This window comes from Bradyrhizobium sp. LA2.1, assembly GCF_040547725.1.
GTDB lineage: Bacteria > Pseudomonadota > Alphaproteobacteria > Rhizobiales > Xanthobacteraceae > Bradyrhizobium > Bradyrhizobium barranii.
Window position 1 is genome coordinate 43,518 of sequence record NZ_JBEPQI010000031.1, and the last position, 20,602, is coordinate 64,119.

Genomic DNA, 20,602 nt, shown 5'->3' on the forward strand with positions numbered 1-20,602 from the left:
ACAACCCCATGCACAGTAGAAGCGCGATGAGGGCAGGTTGCCCTGTGAATGCTGCCAACCATTTGGACCGTTGGGGCAAATCAGCAGGAAGGGGCAATCGTCGCGCAACCGGGGCCAACGCGGCGATTTTGCCTGATCGCGGCATCTGGAATGACATCGTCATTTGCCGCGCGTCCGTTCCCGCATCGTCATTGCGAAGAGCCCTTGCGAAGAAGCAATCCAGACTGTCACCGCGGATGGACTCTGGATTGCTTCCGCCTTCGCCGAGGCTTCGGCGGACAAGTCGCTACGCTCGCAATGACGGGTGGATGGAGTTGGGCTCAACCCAGCAACGAACCCGTTTGACACGTCGGGCAAAACAGTGGCAAAAAGCTAGCATCGCATAATCCGAAATTGGCGCTTCGGTGCCGATCCCGTGAGGTGACGATGAGCTTCGATCCCGATGAGGTTCAACGCGCGCTGCGCAAGGCATGGTCGCTGTCGACTTCCAGCCAATGGACGCCGAACAATCCGGCGGCAGGGCAGTGCAACGTCACGGCGCTGCTCGTTCACGAACTCTTCGGCGGCGAGCTGCTGAAAACGCCTCTGCCGGCGGCCGATCATTTCTACAATCGGATCGAAGGCCGGCGGTATGACTTCACGGCGAGCCAGTTCGATCAGCCGATTGCCTACGTCGACTTGCTCACAGATCGAGCCGACGCAGAGCTGGGAGCAACGAGCGACCAACTGGCCGAACTCAGAGCCGCTTTTCTGCGGCACCGTACTAGGCCGTGAACCCATAAATCGGCCGAGCTGACGGCTCGCGAGAGTCCGCTATGCCCCGGCAGCGATCAAATTCCGCGTCGGAGCGAAATGACGCCATGGGCCAGAAGCGGAAGCCGCCCTCTCTCTCGATGTGCGGGGACCTTTTGCCCGGGTCATTCGGGTAACCGGGCTCGCCGCAATCACGCGTTGTAACTGCGATGCTGCGGCGTTCGACTTGCGTGACCTGCCAAGGCGGCAGTCGGGTTCACGAGGTCAATGGCCGCTCACTTGGTCACCCGATGCCTGGTCGGCGTCACCGTACTTTCAGGCGGCGCCTCCGAGATCGCGAACGTCAGCCAGGTATTCCACCCCGACGGCCTGTTTGCCGCATCGAATTCGCCGTAGCCCTTCAGGTTCAAATATCCCTGCATCTTTCCAATCGGAAAAATGTAGCCCGCTTGGGGCCCGATCCCGAGAACACGGGATTTGAAAGGTCCCAGAATTGGGTGTTGACCGGAATCTGCAGTCACCTGCTGATAGGCATAGCCGACGAGGCCCACAAAAAACTGCTTTGAGAGGAACTGCGACGCACCCCAGTCGAGATGGAAATCGATTCCGCTTTGATATTGCGTGTCCGGGTTCTTGAAGTTGTAGGTGAAGCCGGCCACTGCGGAAAATTCGTGCCCCGTCACTGAATTGAGATAGGTGTAACCTCCACCACCATCGATTGCGCCGTGACCAATCCCGAGGTTGGAGAGCCGGTTCGGATCATAGGCTCCGACCGGAATATCTCCGGTCAGGTAAGTCATCCAGTTGTTGACGCCATTATTCCACTTGAGCGTCAGCATCGGATAGAGATCACCCACCGATGTGAGCGAGTCTGATATGGTGCCCGTGCGCTGCACCGCGGTCGGGCCGACCGCGGTCGTCAGCGTGCCCGCGATGCTCGTCTCGACCCTGCCGAATATTCCTGTCACCCCGGCCGAGAATTGGCCGCCCAACACTGGCGTGGCAAAGGTGTAGGTCGGCGACAGGAATACGAGATCGGCTGGCGAATTGAGGTTCGCGTTCAGGCTGACATTGACGGTCGGCGCAAAGCGGCCGATCTGAATTTCCCTGGCGGCGGCGACGCCGCCGGATGCGGCTACCGACGTGTGGTAGTAGACTGTCCCCAGCGACCAGCCAGGCGTCGTCGGGACGGCTGCAAGGCTGCCAAACTGGCCGGGAATCCAGAACGAAACGCCGCTTTCATCGGCCCTGGCACATTGAGCGAATAGCGTTAGGAAGACGGCAAGCGCGCAGACACCCAGCTGCTGCCAAGAACCAGGACTCGGCCACGATCTACTACGCTGCATCTGCCGTCCTCCCTTTCGTGTCCCACCGGCCATGATGCCAAAGGACACCCGGGTGTGCGGGCGCACGGGTAGGAAAGCGCGCACGCACCGGCTCGTCTACGCGAAAATCGGCAAATCTTTCCTCGGTTGCTTTTTGCTACGAGACTGTGTCTCGTGCACCACAGCTACGGATCCTAATGCGTCCGCCCGTCGAGCTGCATGAATTGCGTCAATGCCAAGTTGCCCGACAAAGCGCTTGCTATTTTGCCTAACATGCATAGCGCGGCATCCAACGTCTCCTTAGCCTGCTTGAAATCCTGTATACTGTAGCCGAACCCGAGTCCCGAACGACACCTGGCCGCCGAGCACTTTCGTCTCGCGCGCATACGCCGGCTGGGTGAGCAGCAGCCCCGTCCGCGATTTGAGCCCGAGCGCGATGATGTCGCCGCGAGAGGAATAAGGTCGATGGGTCATGAACTCTCGTTGTTCGTGGGCACGTTTGCGACATTGCTCGCGATCATAAATCCCTTCGAGGTCCTGCCGGTCTATCTGAAGATGCTGGAAGGCCGGGACGCAGCCACCCATCGCCAGGTGGCTTGGAAAGCCTGCCTCTATGCGCTGCTGCTGTCTCTCTTTTTTCTGATCTTCGGAACGCTGATCCTGCGCTTGTTCGGCGTACCGCTGAGCATGGTCCGTATCGTCGGCGGAATTATCCTGATGAAGATCGGGTTTGAGCTATTTTCACCGTCGCCTTCCGGTGGCGTGATTCCGTCTGGCGGCGTGGATCAGGGCTCCAAGCGTGCCGATGTCACTGCCCATGTCCGCCACCTTCATCGTCGATTTAGTTCCAGGTGTCGCCGCCCGGCTGTAGCGTAGCCGCCGCACCAACCCTCTCAAGCATGTCTCCAACCCATCGAGGCCGCGCTGGCCCTTGGTCCGGTGAAGGGTGCGAAAGACGAATTGTGTATGCGTACGCACGGCATGGCGCCCGAGAAGCGCCCGCCGAGGTCGCATCAATGACCCGAATGCGGATCATCCGAGGTGCTTACATCTTCGCCGCCGTTTGCGGTTAGCGGCTGAGGTTCTTCGAACACCCTGCCGCCGAGGAGCACCCTCCACACCGTCAGCGTGTTCGCAATGTTGTCCAGGGGGTTGCCCTCGAGCAGCACGATATCCGCCAGCTTGCCCGGCTCCAGGCTGCCCAGGAGCTTGTCCGCACCCACCATCGCGGCGCTGTGCTGGGTCGCGATGCGCAGCACTTCGAGCGGCGGGATTCCCGCCTGCGCGAAATTCTGGAGCTCGGCATGGACCGCCTGGCCGTACTCATCCCGGAGATTCAGTGAGTCCGTACCGGGAAGGAGCTGCACGCCATTTCTATAGGCGCGCTTTACCGTATCGATCATGGCGGTCCGGACCGGCGCGGCTTCGGGGATAAACGCGAACATGACCGGCAAGGTCGGCGTCCAACGCGTCCCCGCCGCGGCGAAAAGCTTCAGGATATCGTCGTAGTACATGTTGACGGAAAGCATGTGTTCCACGCCCTCGTGGCCGAGGAGGACTCCCCGGATCGCTTCCTCCCGGGCGAACGCGTGGGCTCGGACGGGCAGCCCCTCCTGGACCGCTGCGCGAGCTATCGCGTGATGCAACGACCACGGCAAGGTGAAATAGGACTTCAAGCCGACGGCGCCTTCTCCTTTCTCCACGCGCACGACCTCTCGCGCCTGCTCGTCGGAGGCGATGAAGGCGGAGCCGCCAAAGATGAAGGGCATCGCCTCGATCATGCTGCCGTACGAAAAGATTCGCGGCACGGGCGCCCCGAAGGCCGTGCGGCGATCCGCCCAGGCGTTGAGCGTGCTCAGGTCGCTGCCCATGTCTCCCACCGAGGTGACCCCGTACGCGATCCAGAGCTCCATATGGCTGACGTCGCGAGCCGATTGGGGATGGATGGGGGTTGCGGTGTGCGTGTGCACGTCGAACAGGCCGGGAATGGCGAACCGTCCGCCGCCGTCCACCACGTTCAGGTTTGCCGGTAGCGTGTGGCCCGCCTCGCTTCCGATCCACTGGATCCGGCCGTCCTCGACCAGAAGCGACGTGCCCTCAGTGAAGCCACCAACCTTGAAATCCAGGACACGCACGTTGCGGAGCAGTACCGGTGGTGGAGGTTCTGTCGAGAATTTGAGCTGGATAGGGATTTGTTTCTGTCCGCCATCCTTAAGAGGATGGAGCCACACGTCGGCCCCGCTCGAGTAGACGAGCGAGGCACCGTCAGGCGTGAAGGCGAAATTGTGTCCGCCCCTCGGGGAAAGCCGGAACGTCTCGTCCTGCCTGACGCGATGCGCCCCGAGCGGCGCCATCCAGATCTCGTCGTTGCGGCGGAAGGCGAGCCGCTTGCCGTCCGGTGAAACCTGCGCGTCCGCCGCGAACTCCGTGAACTCGGTGATCGGTTGGCCGGCGCCGGGTGTCTCGATCGGGTAGCGATGCACTTGTCCATCGGCAGTGAAATAGACCGACTTCCCGTCGCCCGAGAAGTGTGGGGAAGGCGTCCAACGGGGATTTCCGTCCGCCAGCTTGCGGCGTTTGCCGCTGGCGAGATCCGCGAGGTAAACGCACGGCACCTTCGGCCCGTGCGCCCGGTGCTCGTAGTATGCGTAAACGAGCCGGGTGCCGTCCGGGCTCCAGGCGGGCTGGTAGCGCCCGGTGCGAGGTTGAGAGATCAGCACCTGGTTTCGGCCGGTCGCGAGGTCCACGACTCGAAGCTGCTGGTCGGCCCCTTCGCTCAATTGATAGGCGAGCTTCTTGCCGTCAGGCGAGAGGGCCGCCGGACCCCACTCGAAGCCGCCGGTGTCGAGCAGCCGCCGGGTCTCGCCTCCGGCAAACGTCTGCCGCCACAGGAAGCCGCCGGCAGTGAAGATCACGCTTGCGCCGTCCGGAGCGAGGCGAGGAGTGAGGATGCTCGTGGGCGAGGCGGGATTTCGATTTGTGTAAGCGGGCGGCGGCGATCCCGGCAAGAAGTCGAAGGTGATCTCCGCCGAGAAGGCGATCTCGTCGCGCTTGCCGGTGGCTGCGTCTACACGCCACAGCTTGCCTCGGTCGCCGAGGTAGATGGAGCCGTTGGCGACGCCAAACGCCGGTCGCGGCATCGGATTCGAAAGTTGCGCTGGATAAACGCGCGCGCCCTCGCCGCGGTCCTCGACTCCCTGCGCCGAACGTTCCGGCCCGCTCAACAGGCCGGTCACCGTCTGGTCGGCGCGGCCCCGACCCAGCGGCAGATAAGCCAGTCGTTCACGCTGCGGAAAAAGGTTCTTCAGTGGAGACGCGACCTCGTAGAGTCGGAGATAGAGGCCGCCGGGATCGACGCCGATCCGGTCCACCACGCCTTCAACCATGAGCGCGGTCGTCGGCGGGCCCGCCTGGGTCGCCACTGCGAGCCGGCTCACGGCGGGTTCCTTTTCGCTATCGAGCTCGACCTCCGACCAGACCGGGCGACCGTCGGTGAGAAACGCGACGGCCCGCGCAAAGCCGGGTTCCGACAACACCGCGACCTTGCCGTCCGCGACGCCGACCCGTCGAACCTGACTCCTCAGCCCTTTAGGGACGACAAACCAGTAATCGCCCGTGGGTCCGAGCAGCTCATAGCTGAGAAAGGCAATGCTCTTGCCGTCGGGCGACCATGCCGGCCGGTCGGCCCAGAATTCGTTGGTTAGCCGGCGGATTCGGCCGCTCGCGATATCGAGGACGAAGACGTTGCCCTGGCTTAGGGTCTCCCGGTCGGAAATGAACGCCACGCTCGTTCCGTCGGGCGAGATCGCCGGCGCTGAATCGTAGTACGGGCCGAAAGTCAGCTGCTTCGCCGCACCACCCGTGGTCGGCAGCTGAAACAGGTGACCCAGCGCGGTGAAGACCAGCCAGCGCCCGTCAGGCGAAACCGCCGCGTCGGGATCCGTAACCTCTTTGGTTGAGATTGTGATCGACCGCGTTGGGGGATCTTTGACATCTTGTGCTACGGCAGAGGCGCTGAAAGCGGCTGGTCCCGCGAGGGTAACAGCAGCAGCCGATGCGCCAATCGAAGCCAAAAAACGCCTTCTCGACGGCCGCGAAAGGTTCGAGCACAAGCACCATTGGCACATTTGTGATCCTCCCTTGCTGTACGTTCGATCGCCCTCATTTCCTCCCATAGCCCTTGAAATCTTCGCCCACCTTGAGGTTCGGGTATTGCTTCACGCTCTCCTCGTACTTGGCGATTTCGCGGTACAAGGGCAGAAATATCCAACCGTTCGTCTGGACGGTGGCGAAGAGGTTATACATCTCCTGCGGATCGCTGCTCAGATCGTACGTCATCGGCGCCTGCGGCTCGACGATGGGCTCATCGATTCCCTTGGAATAGCGGAGGATCGTCTTGAAGTTTTTCCACTTGAGGGACATGAGCTTGGCGTCGGGTCCAAAGAACATGTAGTAATCGCGACCGGTGGTTTGGCTTTTACCCAGCATGAACGCTGAGGCATCGATGCCGTCGATCGGCCGATCCTTCGGCACCAGGTTCGATGCGCCCACGATCGCCGCAAGCGTCGGTAGCCAGTCCGTCGCGGCCAGCATCTCGTCGGTGACGACTCCGGCCGGCACCTTGCCTGGCCAGCGAATCATCCCAGCGGTCCGATGGCTTCCCTCCCATGGCGGAATGAAGAAGCTTCCCCGCCAAGGCCCGCTCGAGCCTCCAGCCCCGCCCGCCAATACCGGACCGTAAGGCCCGTTGTCGCTGCTGAGAATCACAATGGTGTTGTCGTCGATGCCCGCTTCCTTGATCGCATCGAGGACTTGCCCGACGCGGAAATCCATTTCGCCGATGACTTGGGAGTAGAGCCCGCCAGGCTTGTCTTTGAAGTTCGGATTCGCCATGACGGGCTGATGCATTTCCGAGTAGCCTAGGTAAACGAAGAACGGCTTCTTCGCGGTCGCATTCCGCTTGATGAAGTCGATCGTCTTGGGGACAAGGTATTTCTCATCCACGACGGGACGGACGTTCTCATCCAGGGCCATCGCTATCCTGGACGGCTCGCCCTTGCGACCCTCCAGGATGTGGGGAGGAATGTCGAGCGGCTCCGGCCCCTTATGCTCGGCGAGCATCTGCTTCACCAGGGCGTTGTATGTCGGATATTGCGTGTACGCGGCTTCGTCCCAAGTGTTCGGGATACCCCACCATTCGTCGAAGCCTTTGTCGTTCGGCATACGCCCTTGAATATCGCCGAGGTGCCATTTGCCATACAACGCCGTAGCGTATCCTGCGTCGGATAGAAGGTTGGCTATGGTGTATTCCCAGGGTGCCAGGCCGTAGGGAACTCCAAGCGTCACGGCGTAGGTCCCTGAGCGGACCGGCATGCGTCCGGTCATGATTGCGGAGCGCGTGGGTGTGCATTGGACCTCGACGTTGTAGTTGTTGAAACGAATGCCCTCGTTCGCGAGCTTGTCGATGCGCGGCGTGGGCGTCGTGCCGCCATAGCAGCTCCAGTCGCCCCAGCCAGTGTTGTCGACCAGGATGAAGACGATGTTCGGCTTCTGCTGAGCCTGGGCGGGCGCGACAGAAGGGAGCGCCATCGCTCCTAAAGCCAGTCCAGCAATAGCCAGTCCAGCAAGACCGAAATCGCGTCGGGTGAACGTTGGTTCCGATGCCATTGGAGACCTCCGTGATCATTTAGACAATGCAACACGAGCGGGCGTGCTCGATAAGCGTACCCATCAGGAGTTTGGCGCATACAGACGCGAGCCGCCTTTGCCGTAGCCGACATTATCGGCGAGAATGAAAACAACGTTTGGCTTTTGGGGTTGTTGTGCGGATGTCGGAGCAGGCCCCGTCACAGCCAAAAACAATGCCAGCAAATTAACGGATAGGTCTCTGCCCATTCCCAGCCTCCATCGTTAAGGCTTCGGGTAACGAGAGATGCAGTTACGTGATTTTGTGCACAAATGTCCGGCCGGGCCCCGAAGAGGGGACACCCGGCCGGATTTGCCGTGGCATCAGTTGTTCGCGCCTGCGCGCGCTTTCTGATTTGGAGATGTCACGGGTACGGGTCATTGCAAGCTCCGTCATGGAGATGTCAGAACCCTGTGGACGCGTACCCCAGACACAACGCCGCAACGCTTCTGTTGATCTAGATCAACCTTCCGCTCACGGGCCCGAAACGTCGGCTGCGGGTCATTCGCGACGGGCGTCGGCCAGTAGCAAGTCCGACAATGCCGCCGTAAGCGGAAGTAAGTTCAGAGCATTAGCAGGACCGCGACCGGCCATTGCGGGTTGGTGACGCTGCCCGAGACGTGATTCAAGCTCCAAAACCGGGGCCTCGAATCCGTTCAAGACCACCGATCTACAACTGCGGGCCAGATAGTCTAACCTCTCGCTCGGCGCGGAAGACATTGCCATACAGGCTGCTGATCCATTGTCTTCCGCTCGACGTTACGTTCAGATAACGGATCGCCGTCTGGACTTGCGGTGCGACCTTGGTCCAGTAGAACTGCGGATATTTGTGCACCACGTCCGCGGGTGTGGCGTATCCGAGCGATTTGTTGAGCCCTATCTCTTCGAATTCATAGAAGAGCGCATTTGATTTCTTCATGTAGTTCGGATCGCCGAGCTGGCCGATCAGATCAGCAGCGCGCAGCAACAAACCTTCTTCCTCGTCCAGATCATCCTTGAGTTCGCTCGTTGGTGCGTCTGTATAGGGAAAGCGGGTATATTCGATGGCTTGGGCAACGCGCGCGGCGTCGATCTGGTCGACTGCGTCGAGGCGCTCCACCGCGAACAATTTTGAGCGATCGACGTGATAGGGCGCAAGCGCTGCATCGGAGGAGCCGACCGGCAACTCAACCGTTCGGCCGGTACCATCAACGACATAGGCGCCCTCCTGGTCTCCGTAGATGACGCCCCGAACGTAGCCGATGTCGTGGATCAGACAGGCCAGGATAAAGTGAGCGTAATCGCTGGCCGTGGTTTGCCTCAGAAGTGAGCGGCCGATCAGGATGTCGTGCCCCACCAGCGTGACCAACAGGGTGTGCTCCACGTTGTGATACAATGCATCGCTGTTGCCGATACATTCCAGGGCCAGCTTCGCCGCGTAAGGGAGCAATTCCGGCAAGCTGGCATGCGATGAGCCGAAGCGGCCTTTTGTCTCCGAGATGAGGAACGCACCGAGCGCCTGGGACGTCAGTTCTGGAATTGTTATCATGAGCAAGGTCCTCGTCGACGAACCCCCAATAAGCCTGCTGCAGGATCAGGAGGGAGAGGAGGCCACTGGAAGAATGCGACGCCGAGCTGGAAATTGCCGGGCGCCAGCGAACTGAAAGGCGACGTCGCCGCCTGAAATGGGCTGAACATGACGTGAGGCCAAAGGCGGGGGTGATGCTTGACCTAGATCAACGTGGCTGCGGCGCATGCTACGTCTGCCCGGCAGCAACGCCCGTTCAGGGTGGTCAAAAGCCGGCGTGCGGCGCGAAGGCCAGTCAGCCGGAGGCTGACATCGGCCGACAATTCAGCCATGGCGCCAATTTGTCGCCAGACCGCGTGGCTGGTCCGCCCTAGAAAGCGCGAAGGGTGCACCGGTACGCTCGGGTTCGAATGAACCCCACCCGACGGCGGAGCGACATGTTATTCTGAGTCATTGTATTTATGTGATTATCAGGAGACCGGATCATGATTCCTCAGGATCGGTTTCGCGGCCTTTTTCATAAATATCTGTTCGCGCTTTTCGTGGCTGTCGCGATCCCACTTGCATTCAACGGCGTCATTGAGGCGTGGTTCGGCTATCGCGATCAGCGCGCGAGGCTCGACCAGTGGCTTAGCCTCCAGTCCGCATCCGCGGCCGCCGAAATACACGATTTCATCCACGGCATCACGAGTCAGCTTGGCTGGCTGGTTCAGCTTCCATGGAGTGACGAGTTCGACGAACGCCGGCGGACCGACGCGTTGCGCCTGCTTCGACAAGCGCCCGCCATCGTCAGTCTCACACTCCTCGACGGCAATGGCCTGGAGCGTCTCTACATCTCGCGGATCGGCCTCAATCGTATCGAGAGCCGCACGGACCGATCAGCCGATCCCGCCCTGGTTGGTGCCCGCGCAGCTCAGATCTGGTTCAGCGACGTCAGCTACAATCGAGGCTCCGAACCGTACTTGACGGTCGGGATTGCCGGCAACCGGCCGGCTGTCGGCGCAGTCATAGCCGAAGTGAACCTCAAGCTGATTTGGGACGTGATCTCGGCGATCAAGGTCGGAAAGACCGGCTCCGCCTTCGTCCTGGACCGATCGGGTCGCCTGATCGCCCATCCCGACATCAGCCTCGTGCTCCGCGGGGCGGAGGAAGCAACCTCCAAGCCATTTCGGGCTGTGCGGGACGCGATAGGGTCGAAAGCGGGCTTCGCAACGAGCCGGGATGCACAAGGACACTATGTTGCCGCCAGCGCTGCTCCCGTACAGGGCCCCGACTGGACAGTCGTGGTCGTGCAGCCGCTATCCGAAGCTTACGCGCCGATCTATTCCGCCCTGTGGCGGACGGCAATGCTCCTCGCAATCAGCACCATGCTCGCAGGGATACTTGCCTATGCATTGGCGCACCGGATGACGGAGCCGATCAAGCTGCTCGAGGAGGGCACGGAGAGGATTGGTGCCGGGTCCTTTGACCACCGCATCTCAATCCACACCGGGGACGAGTTCCAGCGTCTTGCAAACAGTTTCAACAGAATGGCGTCCGAGCTGGCGCTGGCGCAGCAGCACCAGGAGCGCATCGCCAAGCTGAAGCGGTTCCTTGCCCCCCAGGTCGCCGATCTCGTCGATCGAGCCGGCGATGACAGCGTGCTGGACGGCCGCCGTACGGAAGTTGTCGTTGTCTTCTGCGATTTGAGGGGGTTCACCGCGTTTTCAGCAGGCGCCGCGCCCGAGGACGTCATGAGCGTACTGTCGGAATATTATGAAAGCCTTGGCAGGGTCATCACGAAATTCGAGGCAACGCTGATCAATTTCTCCGGAGACGGACTGATGGTGCTGGTGAACGCACCTGTCCCGGTCGAAGAGCCTGCATTGAGAGCCATCGATCTCGCCGTCGACATGCAGACGAACGTGCAAGCCCTCATCGCCGGCTGGCGATCGCGTGGCTACCACATTGGTTTCGGAATCGGCCTTGCCAGCGGGCCGGCGACTGTCGGCCGGATCGGATACGAGGACCGGCTCGACTACACCGCCATTGGAAGCGTCGTGAATCTTGCGGCCCGGCTGTGCGCATCTGCCGCAGACAAGGAAATCCTGATCGACGCCAAAGTCGCCGCCGACGTCAAGGGCAGGCGGCCCGTTGAGGATCTCGGGGGCCGCGAGATCAAAGGATTTGACGAAGCCATTCCAGTCTTCGGAATATCTTTCGAGGCTCTCGAGCCGAGTGGCCGCGGGATGCCCGGCACAATCCGCTAGAGACTGTCCGCGTATCCGGGGCTATGCTCCGGCAAACGGCTGACGGCAGCGGGTCCGTGGGCATGAGGTGCGCCAACCCTGAAGCAGCAACGCTACGCAGACGCGCCAGACGGCGTGATTTTCTTCTTTGGATGGCAGGCGCCGCGACGTGGACGACCGTCTCGTATGGGCAGAAGCCCTCCATGCCGGTCATCGGATATCTTTGCCCGGAGTCGCCCGAGCTCTTTGGCAGTCGACTTGAGGCTTTCCGACAGGGACTGGAGGAAGCCGGCTTCGTCGAGGGGCGCAATGTGGCGATCGACTTTCAGTGGGCCGCCGGACAATATTCTCGATTGCCAGCCCTGGCTGCCGAATTGGTCGCCAGAAATGTAGACCTGATCGTGGCTCCTGGCGGGGCTCCCGTGGCACTTGCCGCGAAGGGTACGGGTACGACCAAGACCATCGTGTTCGAGATGGGCGGCGACCCCGTTCAGCTACGCGTGGTGGACAGCCTGTCGCGGCCGGGCGGAAATATCACGGGGGTATCGAGCCTGAGCGTCGATGTGTCGCCAAAGCGGCTTGAGCTGATGCGCGATCTGTTGCCCACGGCGACCAGATTGGCGGTGGTCGCCAACCCGACAAGTCCGACCGCACCATCACAATTGCAGAAGCTTCAGGCGGCCGCAGAAACCCTGCGGGTTCAACTGCAGATCTATAGCGCAAGCAAGGAGGATGAATTTGAATCCGTGTTCGCGGCCGTTGCCAGGGACGGGCCAGGCGGAGTTGTGTTTACCTCCGACCCTTATTTTGCATTTCGCAGTGCCCGGCTGGCGGCTCTCGCGATGAAATATCAATTGCCCGCAATCACGCAGACCCGAGACTTTCCCGTGGCTGGAGGTTTGATGAGCTACGGAGGAGATTTCATGCAGTCGCACCGTCGCGCGGGTATCTATGCCGGACGCATTCTGTCGGGCGAGAAGCCTTCTGATCTTCCAGTTGAGCTCGTCACGAAGGTGGAGCTCGTTGTCAATTTGAAGGCAGCGAAACTGCTCGGCCATCCGTTCTCCGCAGCAGTCATTGCGGGCGCAGACGAGGTGATCGAGTAAGCCATCATGGGAACGTGCCCAGGTCGGCTTACACGAACCTGACAGGGGGCGCGGGCGAGCTTGCCAGGCGCTTTTTCGCTGGCCGAGGCGGCCGGAATGGTGGAAGAGAGCGAAGATGCGGCGCGAGCCGTGATTGCACCGGAACATCCGGCGGGACTGCGATGCGCCTTCTGATCGTCGAGGACAATGTCGAGCTGTCGCGGCTCGTTGCCGCCGGGCTGTCGGCCGCCGGCTACCAGAGCGACATCGTGAGCACCGCGGCCGAGGCACGCGAGGCGGTCAGCAGCGTGAGCTACGCTGCGATGATCCTCGACCTCGGCCTGCCCGACGGCGACGGCTTGTCGGTGCTGCGCGAGCTGCGCCGGCAGATGGAGCCGCTGCCGGTGCTGGTGCTGACCGCGCGCGGCGGCCTGCAGGACCGCGTCAGCGGCCTGCGCAGCGGCGCCGACGACTATCTGGCGAAGCCGTTCGCCATGGAGGAGCTGGTGGCGCGGCTGGAGGCGATCCTGCGCCGGCCCGGCCAGCTGCTCGGCCGCTCGTTGCGCCTCGCCAATCTCGTCTACGACACCGAAAGCCGCCAGATCTTCGTCGACGACCAGCCGCGGATCATCTCCGCGCGCGAGACCTCGGTGCTGGAGATCCTGCTGCGCCGGCAGGGGCGGGTGGTGCCGAAGAAGAACGTCGAGGACCACATCTTCGGGCTCGAGGGCGAGGTCGCCTCCAACGCGGTCGAGGTCTACGTCTCGCGGCTGCGCAAGCAGCTCACTGAACACGGCGCCAAGGTCGTGATCCACACCATCCGCGGCGTCGGCTATCTCATGTCCGAGGAGAAATAGCGTGGCGGCCGCCGGGGCCTATGGCAGATCGCCGACATTCAAATCGTTGATCTGGCGCATCGTGTTCATGCACATCGTGGCGGTCGCGGTGGTCGCGATCTTCCTGCCGCTGGTGCTGTTCTGGCTGCTCAATTCCGAAGTCGATCAGCTGCACCGCGAAGCCATGCGGGCGCAGGCCGAGGTGCTGGCCGAGCGCATCGTCGCGGCGCCGGACGGCCTGCTGACGTTCAACCTGCCGGACAGCCTGCGGGGCCTCTATTCGGAAGCCTACGGCCGCTATCTCTACGATATCCGCGATGCCGACGGCCGTTTGCTGTTTTCGTCCCGCCGCAAGACGGGAGCGGCCGCGTCGGCGCCGCCGACGCTTTCCGAGACGATTTCCGGCGCCGGCGTCACCCGCATCATCGACGGCAAGATCGTGCGCATCCGCGTCGCCGAGGATCTGGCGCATCGCGACGTCATCATCGACGACATCATCTCGAACTTCTTCCGCCGGGTCGGGTGGATCACCATTCCGATCCTGCTGATCCTGCTCGCCGCCGACATCATCATCTTCCGCCGCGCCATCGCGCCATTGTGGAAGGCGTCGGAGGAGGCCAGCAATATCGGGCCGGCGCGCACCGACATCCGCCTGCCGACGGAGCAGATCCCACGCGAGATCATGCCGCTGGTCACCGCCGTCAACCAGGCGCTCGACCGGCTCGAGGACGGTTTTCGGGTGCAGCGGCAGTTCACGGCGGATGCCGCGCATCAATTGCGGACGCCGCTCACGATCCTGCGCACGCGGATCGAGACGCTGGGCGATGGCGCCGCAAGGCAGGCGCTGCACGACGACATCGAAGGCATGAGCCGCATCGTCGCCCAGCTGCTGGAGATCGCCGAGCTCGACACCCTGGTGCTCGATCCCGGCGAGACCGCGGATCTGCGCGCCGTCTGCGCCGAGGTGGTCGGCTCCATCGCGCCGTTCGCGATCGCACAGCACAAGGACATCGCGCTGAAGGGCGCCGACGCGCCGGTGCTGATCCACGGCAATGCGGAGATGCTCCAGCGCGCGATCTTCAACCTCGCCGAAAACGCCATCAAGTTCACGGCGAAGGATACCTCCGTCGACGTCGAGGTGCGCGAGGACGGTTCGGTGCGCGTGCGCGATTGCGGCCCCGGCATCGCGGAGACCGAGCGCGAGCTGATCTTCCAGCGCTTCTGGCGCGCCGACCGCCAGCGCAGCGACGGCGCGGGCCTCGGGCTCTCGATCGTGCGCGGGGTCGCGGACGATCATGCCGCGACGGTGGCGGTGGAAAATCTTCCAGGCGGCGGCGCGGAGTTCACGCTGCGGTTTCGGCTGGCGGAGAAGACGGCTTCTTCACCCTCTCCCCTTGTGGGAGAGGGTGGCTCGCCGCGATAAGCGGCGAGACGGGTGAGGGGTTCTCTCCGCGAGTCCAACTCTCATTAAAACGTGCGGATAGAGACCCCTCATCCGGCGCTTCGCGCCACCTTCTCCCACAAGGGGAGAAGGGAAGAAAGCGGCCGCTATTTCAGCTTGCCCGTGGACAGGTCCATGATCATGCGCGTGGCCAGATAAAGCCGCGGCACGATGCTGTTGATCTGCACATATTCGGCATCGTTGGAGTGCGCGCCGAAGCCTGACAGGCCCATGCCTTCCACCACGGCGCCGCTGGTCTTGAGCGCGGCAAATGCGGCGTCGGTGCCGCCGCCGGTGGCCTTCTCGTCGACCTTGAGGGACAGTCCGATCTCCCCATAGATCGTCTTGCCGTAGGCCGCGACGCGGCGTGAGGCATCGTTGGCCTCCAGCGGCGGACGACGCACCTCGAATTTCAGCTCGACCCTGGAGTCGGGCAGCAGGCGATTCTTGATCTTGTCCTGCAATGCCTTCTGCAACTCGTCGAAATCGGCGACCTTGAGCGCACGCGCATCGGCCTGGGCCGAGGCGTCGGCCGGGATCACGTTGCGGTTGGTGCCGGCCTTCGAGACCGTCCAGTTCAGCTTCAGGCCCTGCTCGGGCTTGGACAGGTCCTTCATCTGCAGCACCTGGTGCGAGAGCTCGTACAGCGCGTTGACGCCGCCCTCGGGCCGCGCGCCGGCGTGCGAGGACTTGCCGTGCACCGTGAGATAGGCCGAGCCGATGCCGCTGGTGGCAAGGCGCAGCGTGCCGTCGGTGCCGCCGCCCTCGAACGAGAACACCACGTCCTGATCCGCGGCGAATTTGGTGATGGTGCTGCGCCAGCCGGGCGAGGAGATTTCCTCGTCGCCATTGGTGAGCACCGTGAGCGTGCCGTAATCCTTGACATTGAGTTTCTGGAGCATCGCCACGGTATGGAGAATGAGCGCGACGCCCTGCTTGTCGTCGGCAATGCCGAGGCCGTAGGCCTTGTCGCCGTCGACGCGGAACGGCTGGTCCTTCAGCATGCCCTTCAGGTACACCGTGTCCATGTGGGCGATCAGCATGATCTTCTTGCTGCCGGTGCCCTTGAACACGGCGTGCACGGCCGGGCCGATTGTCTCGGGCGTGTCGTCGAGGCGATAGACGTCGGTGGGGTGCAAAATCTCCACCGTGCCGCCGAGCTGCTTGAGCTGGCCGGCAACGCGCTCGGCGATCTGGTTCAGGCCGTCGATGTCCTTGCTGCCGGATTCGATGCTGACGAGATCGCGCAGCGTGTCGAGCAGCGGCTGCTGCTCCTTTTGCGCCAGCGCATGGACATCGGTCATCGGTTCAGCATGCGCAAACGTTGCGGCACATGCCAGCCAGAGCGATGCGATCAAGGGAGCGAGCGACGGAGCAGGGAGCGATCGGGACATGCGCGGCGGTCCATCAGTTGGAGGATGGCCCGGTATGCCCGTGTTTGCGTTGCTTGTCACGCGCGCGTCATGAACCGCCGAGGCGGAACATGACGGCGATGGTTATGGCCGTTACTTCTGCGGCGGTCCGAGATCCAGCGGCGGCAGGTCGATCTGCGGCACTTCGATCTTGACCTTGTCGAGGTCGACGTTGAGCGGCTTGTCGAGCAGGCCCGTCACCGTGATCGGGAAGATGATCACGAGCAGCACCATGATCAGCTGCAGGCCGATCCAGGGGATTGCGCCCCAATAGATGTCGGAGCTCTTCACTTCCTTCGGCGCCACGCCGCGCAGATAGAACAGCGCGAAGCCGAACGGCGGATGCAGGAACGAGGTCTGCATGTTCACGCACAGCATCACGCCGAACCAGATCAGCGCCGCGTCCGGTCCCACCACCGGGGCGAGGACCTTCTGCGCGATCGGCGCGATCATCGGCAGGATGATGAAGGCGATCTCGAAGAAGTCGAGGAAGAACGCCAGGAAGAAGATGAAGAGGTTGATGAAGATCAGGAAGCCCCACACGCCGCCGGGCAGCGAGGTCAGGAGATGCTCGAGCCAGACGCCGCCGGAGACGCCGAGGAACACCACCGAGAAGCAGGTCGAGCCGATCAGGATGAAGGTGACCATGCAGGTGAGGCGCATGGTGGACTCGTAGCCCTGCTTGATCAGGTCGCGCAGCTCGGGGATGCGTGCGGCCTGGATGCAGATCCACGCCACGGCGAGGTAGGTGACCGCGAACGAGAGCCTGAAGACCAGGTTCTCGGTGAACAGCATCGCGACGATGGTGCCGACGCCGGCGGCGATCACGCCGCCGATCAGGATCATGCGGTCCTTCGAGGTGAAGTCCTTGTGATGGATCGCGGCGAGCACAATGGCGCCGACCGCGCCCATCGCGCCGGCTTCCGTCGGGGTCGCAAGACCCATCATCATGGTGCCGAGCACGACGAAGATCAGCACGGCCGAGGGGATGATGCCCATCAGGCACTTCTTCCACAGCGCCCAGCCGGTCAGCGTGCGCGCTTCCTTCGGCACCGGCGGCACGTGGCTCGGCTTGATCAGGCCGAGGATGAAGGTGTAGCCGGCGAACAGCATGATCTGGAACACCGAGGGGCCCCAGGCGCCGAGATACATGTCGCCGACCGACTTGCCGAGCTGGTCGGCGAGCACGATCAGCACCAGCGAGGGCGGCACCAGCTGCGTGATCGTGCCGGAGGCCGCGAGCACGCCGGTGATATAGCGCATGTTGTAGCCGTAGCGGATCATCACCGGCATCGAGATCAGCGCCATGGCGATGACCTGCGCCGCTACCGTGCCGGTGATGGCGCCGAGGATGAAACCGACGATGATGACGGAATAGCCGAGGCCGCCGCGGACCGGGCCGAACAGCTGGCCCATCGAGTCCAGCATATCTTCGGCCAGTCCACATCTCTCTAATATGGCGCCCATGAAGGTGAAGAACGGGATCGCGAGCAGCAGCTCGTTGGAAAGCACGCTGCCGAACACGCGGCCGGGAATCGCCTGGAGGAAGTTGAGGTCGAAGAATCCGAGATGGATGGCGAGGAAGCCGAAGGAGAGGCCGACCGCCGCGAGCGTGAACGCGACGGGGAAGCCGATCAGCATCGCCAGAACCAGGCCGCCGAACATCAGCGGCGGCATCATTTCCAGCGTAATCATTGGGTCGGCCTCTCGTACTTGGCGTCGATCGTCACATAGCCCTGGAGAGCCGCGATTCGCTTGATGACTTCGGAAACACCCTGGAGCGCCAGCAATACGAAGCCGGCGGGGATCACGAACTTGATGGGCCAGCGGATCAGGCCGCCTGCATTGCCCGACATCTCGCCGACGTTATAGGCCTGCATGAAGAACGGCCAGGACAGATAGGCGAGCAGGAGGCAGGAGGGGATCAGGAAGCAGAGCGTGCCGATCATGTCGAGCCAGAGCTGGCCGCGTTCCGAGAGCGTGAGGTAGAAGATCTCGACGCGGACATGCTCGTTGCGCTTGAAGGTGTAGGACGCGCCGAACATCACCAGGATGGCGAACATGTACCATTGCAGCTCCAGCCAGCCGTTCGAGGAGTTGCTGAAGGCATAGCGGATCATGGCATTGGCCGCGCTGACCAGGCACGCCAGCAGCACCAGGATGTTACAGACGTACCCAATCTTTTCATTGAGGGCGTCGATGGCGTTGCTCACCGCCAGCAATGGACGCATCTTACTTTCTCTCCGTCGCCGTCGCGGCCCAACACTTTACGGGAGGCTTCAGCACGCATCGCCTGGCCGGCGTGCGAAAAGCACGCGACCGCACGGACAATATTCCGGAGCGATTGCGGCGTCAGTCCTCCCCTCGTGCCTTGCCGTCTTGACCGCGACCGCCAAAGGGGCGCGGCCGGCTTATTGCTGCCGGGCAAGCAAAGGCGGCTGCACCAAACCAGCGGGCTTGTGCGCCGTCAATCGGAAAATGGGCAAATTGACGCCGAGTCAAAAGCTTATGGCGGGGAGGGCGCGAATCCCTCAGCCGCCCGTGACGCTCATGTGCCTGGAGACGCTGGGGCGGTCGTGGCGGCGGTCGATGATGAAGTCGTGGCCCTTGGGCTTCAGCCCGATGGCGCGGTCGATCGCATCCGCAAGCAGCATGTCGTCGTCAGATGCACGCAGAGGTTTGCGCAAATCCGAAGCATCCTCGTGGCCGAGGCAGGTGTGCAGCGTGCCCGTGCAGGTGATGCGCACCCGGTTGCAGGATTCGCAGAAATTATGGGTCATCGGCGTGATGAAGCCGAGCTTGCCGCCGGTCTCGGCAATGCTGACATAGCGCGCCGGCCCGCCGGTGCTCTCGGCCAGATCGGTCAACGTGAATTGCTGGGCGAGCCGCGCGCGCACCAGCGACAGCGGCAGGTACTGGTCGATACGGCCCGAGCCGATCTCGCCCATCGGCATGACTTCGATCAGCGTCAGGCCCATGCCCTTGCCGTGCGCCCAGCGCATCAGGTCGGGAAGCTCGTCCTCGTTGAGGTTCTTCAGCGCCACCGCGTTGATCTTCACGCCAAGCCCAGCGGCGCGCGCGGCTTCGATGCCCTCCAGCACCTTGTCGATCTCGCCCCAGCGGGTGATCTCGCGAAATTTCTTGGGATCGAGCGTGTCGAGCGAGACGTTGATGCGGCGGACGCCGCAATCGGCGAGCTCCCGGGCGTGTTTCGCAAGCTGGGTGCCGTTGGTGGTCAGGGTCAGCTCGCTCAAGGCGCCGCTCGAAAGGTGGCGGGACAGCGAGCGCACCAGCGTCATCACGTTACGGCGGACCAGCGGCTCGCCGCCGGTGAGCCGCAGCTTCTTCACGCCCTTGGCGATGAAGGCCGTGCAGAGCCGGTCGAGCTCTTCCAGCGTCAGCAGGTCCGCCTTGGGCAGGAACGTCATGTCTTCCGACATGCAATAGAAGCAGCGCAGATCGCAGCGGTCGGTGACGGATACGCGCAAATACGAGATGGTCCGCCCGAACGGATCGGTCATCGCGCTCGACAGCGCGTCGCGGGGGCTCGCTGCTGCGAGAGGGCTCGCGGAAGGTCCGTTCATACCAGATGCCTTGCCAAATGCCTTGTCACTTACGGCGACGGGCGCACCTTTGCTTCAGTGGTGCTCTGGAAGCAATCTAAGCATCGGACGCGGCTAGGACAATCGGGTGGTATACGTAATCAGCGCCTGGATCAGCGCTTTCCTGCGTTCGGATCGGGAAACGGCGAGGCCGCCACCGCAGCAGGTGCAGCATCCGCAGGGGCCGCAGCGGGTGCGGCATCCGCAGGCGCCGCGGCGGCTGCGGCCGGCTTCGGCTTCTTCGGCCGGTGCGGCTTCTTCACAGGCTTGGGCGGCACTGCCGGCTGGAGTTCCGCGAACACCGGATTCGGGTCGGTGGTGACCGAGGCGGGCGTGGTGAAATCCCCGGGATTCTTGATCGCGTTCACCGGCACGCTGGCCGGCTGATATTTCGGCAGCGCGAAAGCGACGGTGAACGGCGCGTCGGGGGCGGGAACCGAGACGGAGCAGGGGGTCTTGCAACCCGCACCCAGCGAGGTCGTGGCGTCGGCGCCCGGAGGATTGGATTCGAGCCGGACCTGGACGGTCGGCGGCGCCGATTTGAACATGTCCCAAGACATCGAGGAGCAGCCACCAAGGCTCGCTCCCGCTAGCGCAATCGCGATGACACGACGCATGACCACCCACTTCTAACTGCGACGAACCGCCACATCCCCGGGCGAACCTACGAGCGTCGTTCCAAGCAAGCAACCGGCGCGCTGCGCATAGTTAATAGATGGTTAACGCA

General features: G+C 62.7%; 16 protein-coding genes. 6 read left to right on the forward strand and 10 right to left on the reverse strand.

What is annotated here, in order from left to right:
* The first annotated feature begins 426 nt into the window (after positions 1-426).
* Positions 427-774, forward strand: a complete 348-nt coding sequence (locus ABIB95_RS40180) for a YunG family protein (RefSeq protein WP_354248200.1) — start codon at positions 427-429, stop codon at positions 772-774.
* A 254-nt stretch (positions 775-1,028) separates the two neighbouring features.
* Here the strand turns inward: ABIB95_RS40180 and ABIB95_RS40185 are convergent, their stop codons facing one another.
* Entirely contained in the window at positions 1,029-2,183 is a 1,155-nt protein-coding gene (locus ABIB95_RS40185) for a SphA family protein (RefSeq protein WP_354248202.1), read from the reverse strand.
* 195 nt (positions 2,184-2,378) lie between these two features.
* Positions 2,379-2,552 carry a hypothetical protein gene (locus ABIB95_RS40190; protein WP_354248204.1) on the reverse strand — a complete coding sequence of 58 codons (174 nt, stop codon included), beginning with the start codon at positions 2,550-2,552 and terminating at the stop codon, positions 2,379-2,381.
* On the opposite strand from ABIB95_RS40190, the gene ABIB95_RS40195 reads away from it, so the two are divergent.
* The gene (locus ABIB95_RS40195) at positions 2,544-2,954 is read left to right on the forward strand and encodes a MarC family protein (RefSeq protein WP_094184481.1); all 411 of its coding nucleotides are present in this window, start codon (positions 2,544-2,546) and stop codon (positions 2,952-2,954) included. The two genes, ABIB95_RS40190 and ABIB95_RS40195, sit on opposite strands and share 9 nt — an antisense overlap.
* A gap of 137 nt (positions 2,955-3,091) precedes the next feature.
* Here the strand turns inward: ABIB95_RS40195 and ABIB95_RS40200 are convergent, their stop codons facing one another.
* The 3 genes from ABIB95_RS40200 to ABIB95_RS40210 form a co-directional block, all read right to left on the reverse strand.
* The gene (locus tag ABIB95_RS40200) at positions 3,092-6,151 is read right to left on the reverse strand and encodes an amidohydrolase family protein (RefSeq protein ID WP_354248207.1); all 3,060 of its coding nucleotides are present in this window, start codon (positions 6,149-6,151) and stop codon (positions 3,092-3,094) included.
* A gap of 88 nt (positions 6,152-6,239) precedes the next feature.
* A complete protein-coding gene (locus ABIB95_RS40205; protein ID WP_354248209.1) occupies positions 6,240-7,745 on the reverse strand; it encodes a sulfatase-like hydrolase/transferase in 1,506 nt (501 codons plus the stop codon).
* A gap of 689 nt (positions 7,746-8,434) precedes the next feature.
* Positions 8,435-9,292, reverse strand: a complete 858-nt coding sequence (locus ABIB95_RS40210; protein WP_085404874.1) for a metal-dependent phosphohydrolase — start codon at positions 9,290-9,292, stop codon at positions 8,435-8,437.
* 464 nt (positions 9,293-9,756) lie between these two features.
* On the opposite strand from ABIB95_RS40210, the gene ABIB95_RS40215 reads away from it, so the two are divergent.
* The 4 genes from ABIB95_RS40215 to ABIB95_RS40230 all read left to right on the forward strand — a co-directional run bounded on the left by ABIB95_RS40215 (position 9,757) and on the right by ABIB95_RS40230 (position 14,843).
* A complete protein-coding gene (locus ABIB95_RS40215) occupies positions 9,757-11,520 on the forward strand; it encodes a cache domain-containing protein (protein ID WP_354112999.1) in 1,764 nt (587 codons plus the stop codon).
* Between the two features lie 131 nt (positions 11,521-11,651).
* The gene (locus tag ABIB95_RS40220) at positions 11,652-12,605 is read left to right on the forward strand and encodes an ABC transporter substrate-binding protein (RefSeq protein WP_502917923.1); all 954 of its coding nucleotides are present in this window, start codon (positions 11,652-11,654) and stop codon (positions 12,603-12,605) included.
* Positions 12,606-12,766: 161 nt separating this feature from the next.
* Positions 12,767-13,441: a response regulator transcription factor gene (locus ABIB95_RS40225; RefSeq protein WP_028146749.1), complete on the forward strand. Its 675-nt coding sequence runs from the start codon at positions 12,767-12,769 to the stop codon at positions 13,439-13,441.
* A 1-nt stretch (position 13,442) separates the two neighbouring features.
* Complete coding sequence (locus tag ABIB95_RS40230; protein WP_354248214.1) at positions 13,443-14,843, forward strand: sensor histidine kinase; 1,401 nt, start codon at positions 13,443-13,445, stop codon at positions 14,841-14,843.
* Between the two features lie 125 nt (positions 14,844-14,968).
* Here ABIB95_RS40230 and ABIB95_RS40235 read toward each other — a convergent pair whose 3' ends face one another.
* The 5 genes from ABIB95_RS40235 to ABIB95_RS40255 all read right to left on the reverse strand — a co-directional run bounded on the left by ABIB95_RS40235 (position 14,969) and on the right by ABIB95_RS40255 (position 20,492).
* Positions 14,969-16,255: a M20/M25/M40 family metallo-hydrolase gene (locus ABIB95_RS40235; protein ID WP_354248216.1), complete on the reverse strand. Its 1,287-nt coding sequence runs from the start codon at positions 16,253-16,255 to the stop codon at positions 14,969-14,971.
* Between the two features lie 111 nt (positions 16,256-16,366).
* Positions 16,367-17,968, reverse strand: coding sequence for a TRAP transporter large permease (locus ABIB95_RS40240; RefSeq protein WP_063984025.1), 1,602 nt, complete (start codon positions 17,966-17,968; stop codon positions 16,367-16,369).
* On the reverse strand, positions 17,965-18,504 hold the full coding sequence (locus ABIB95_RS40245; RefSeq protein ID WP_014496195.1) for a TRAP transporter small permease subunit: 540 nt from the start codon (positions 18,502-18,504) through the stop codon (positions 17,965-17,967). The genes ABIB95_RS40240 and ABIB95_RS40245 overlap by 4 nt, the downstream gene beginning before the upstream one ends.
* Before the next feature lie 300 nt (positions 18,505-18,804).
* Positions 18,805-19,857 carry a GTP 3',8-cyclase MoaA gene (gene moaA / locus ABIB95_RS40250; protein ID WP_071915174.1) on the reverse strand — a complete coding sequence of 351 codons (1,053 nt, stop codon included), beginning with the start codon at positions 19,855-19,857 and terminating at the stop codon, positions 18,805-18,807.
* Between the two features lie 131 nt (positions 19,858-19,988).
* A complete protein-coding gene (locus ABIB95_RS40255; RefSeq protein ID WP_354248219.1) occupies positions 19,989-20,492 on the reverse strand; it encodes a hypothetical protein in 504 nt (167 codons plus the stop codon).
* Positions 20,493-20,602: the final 110 nt, after the last annotated feature.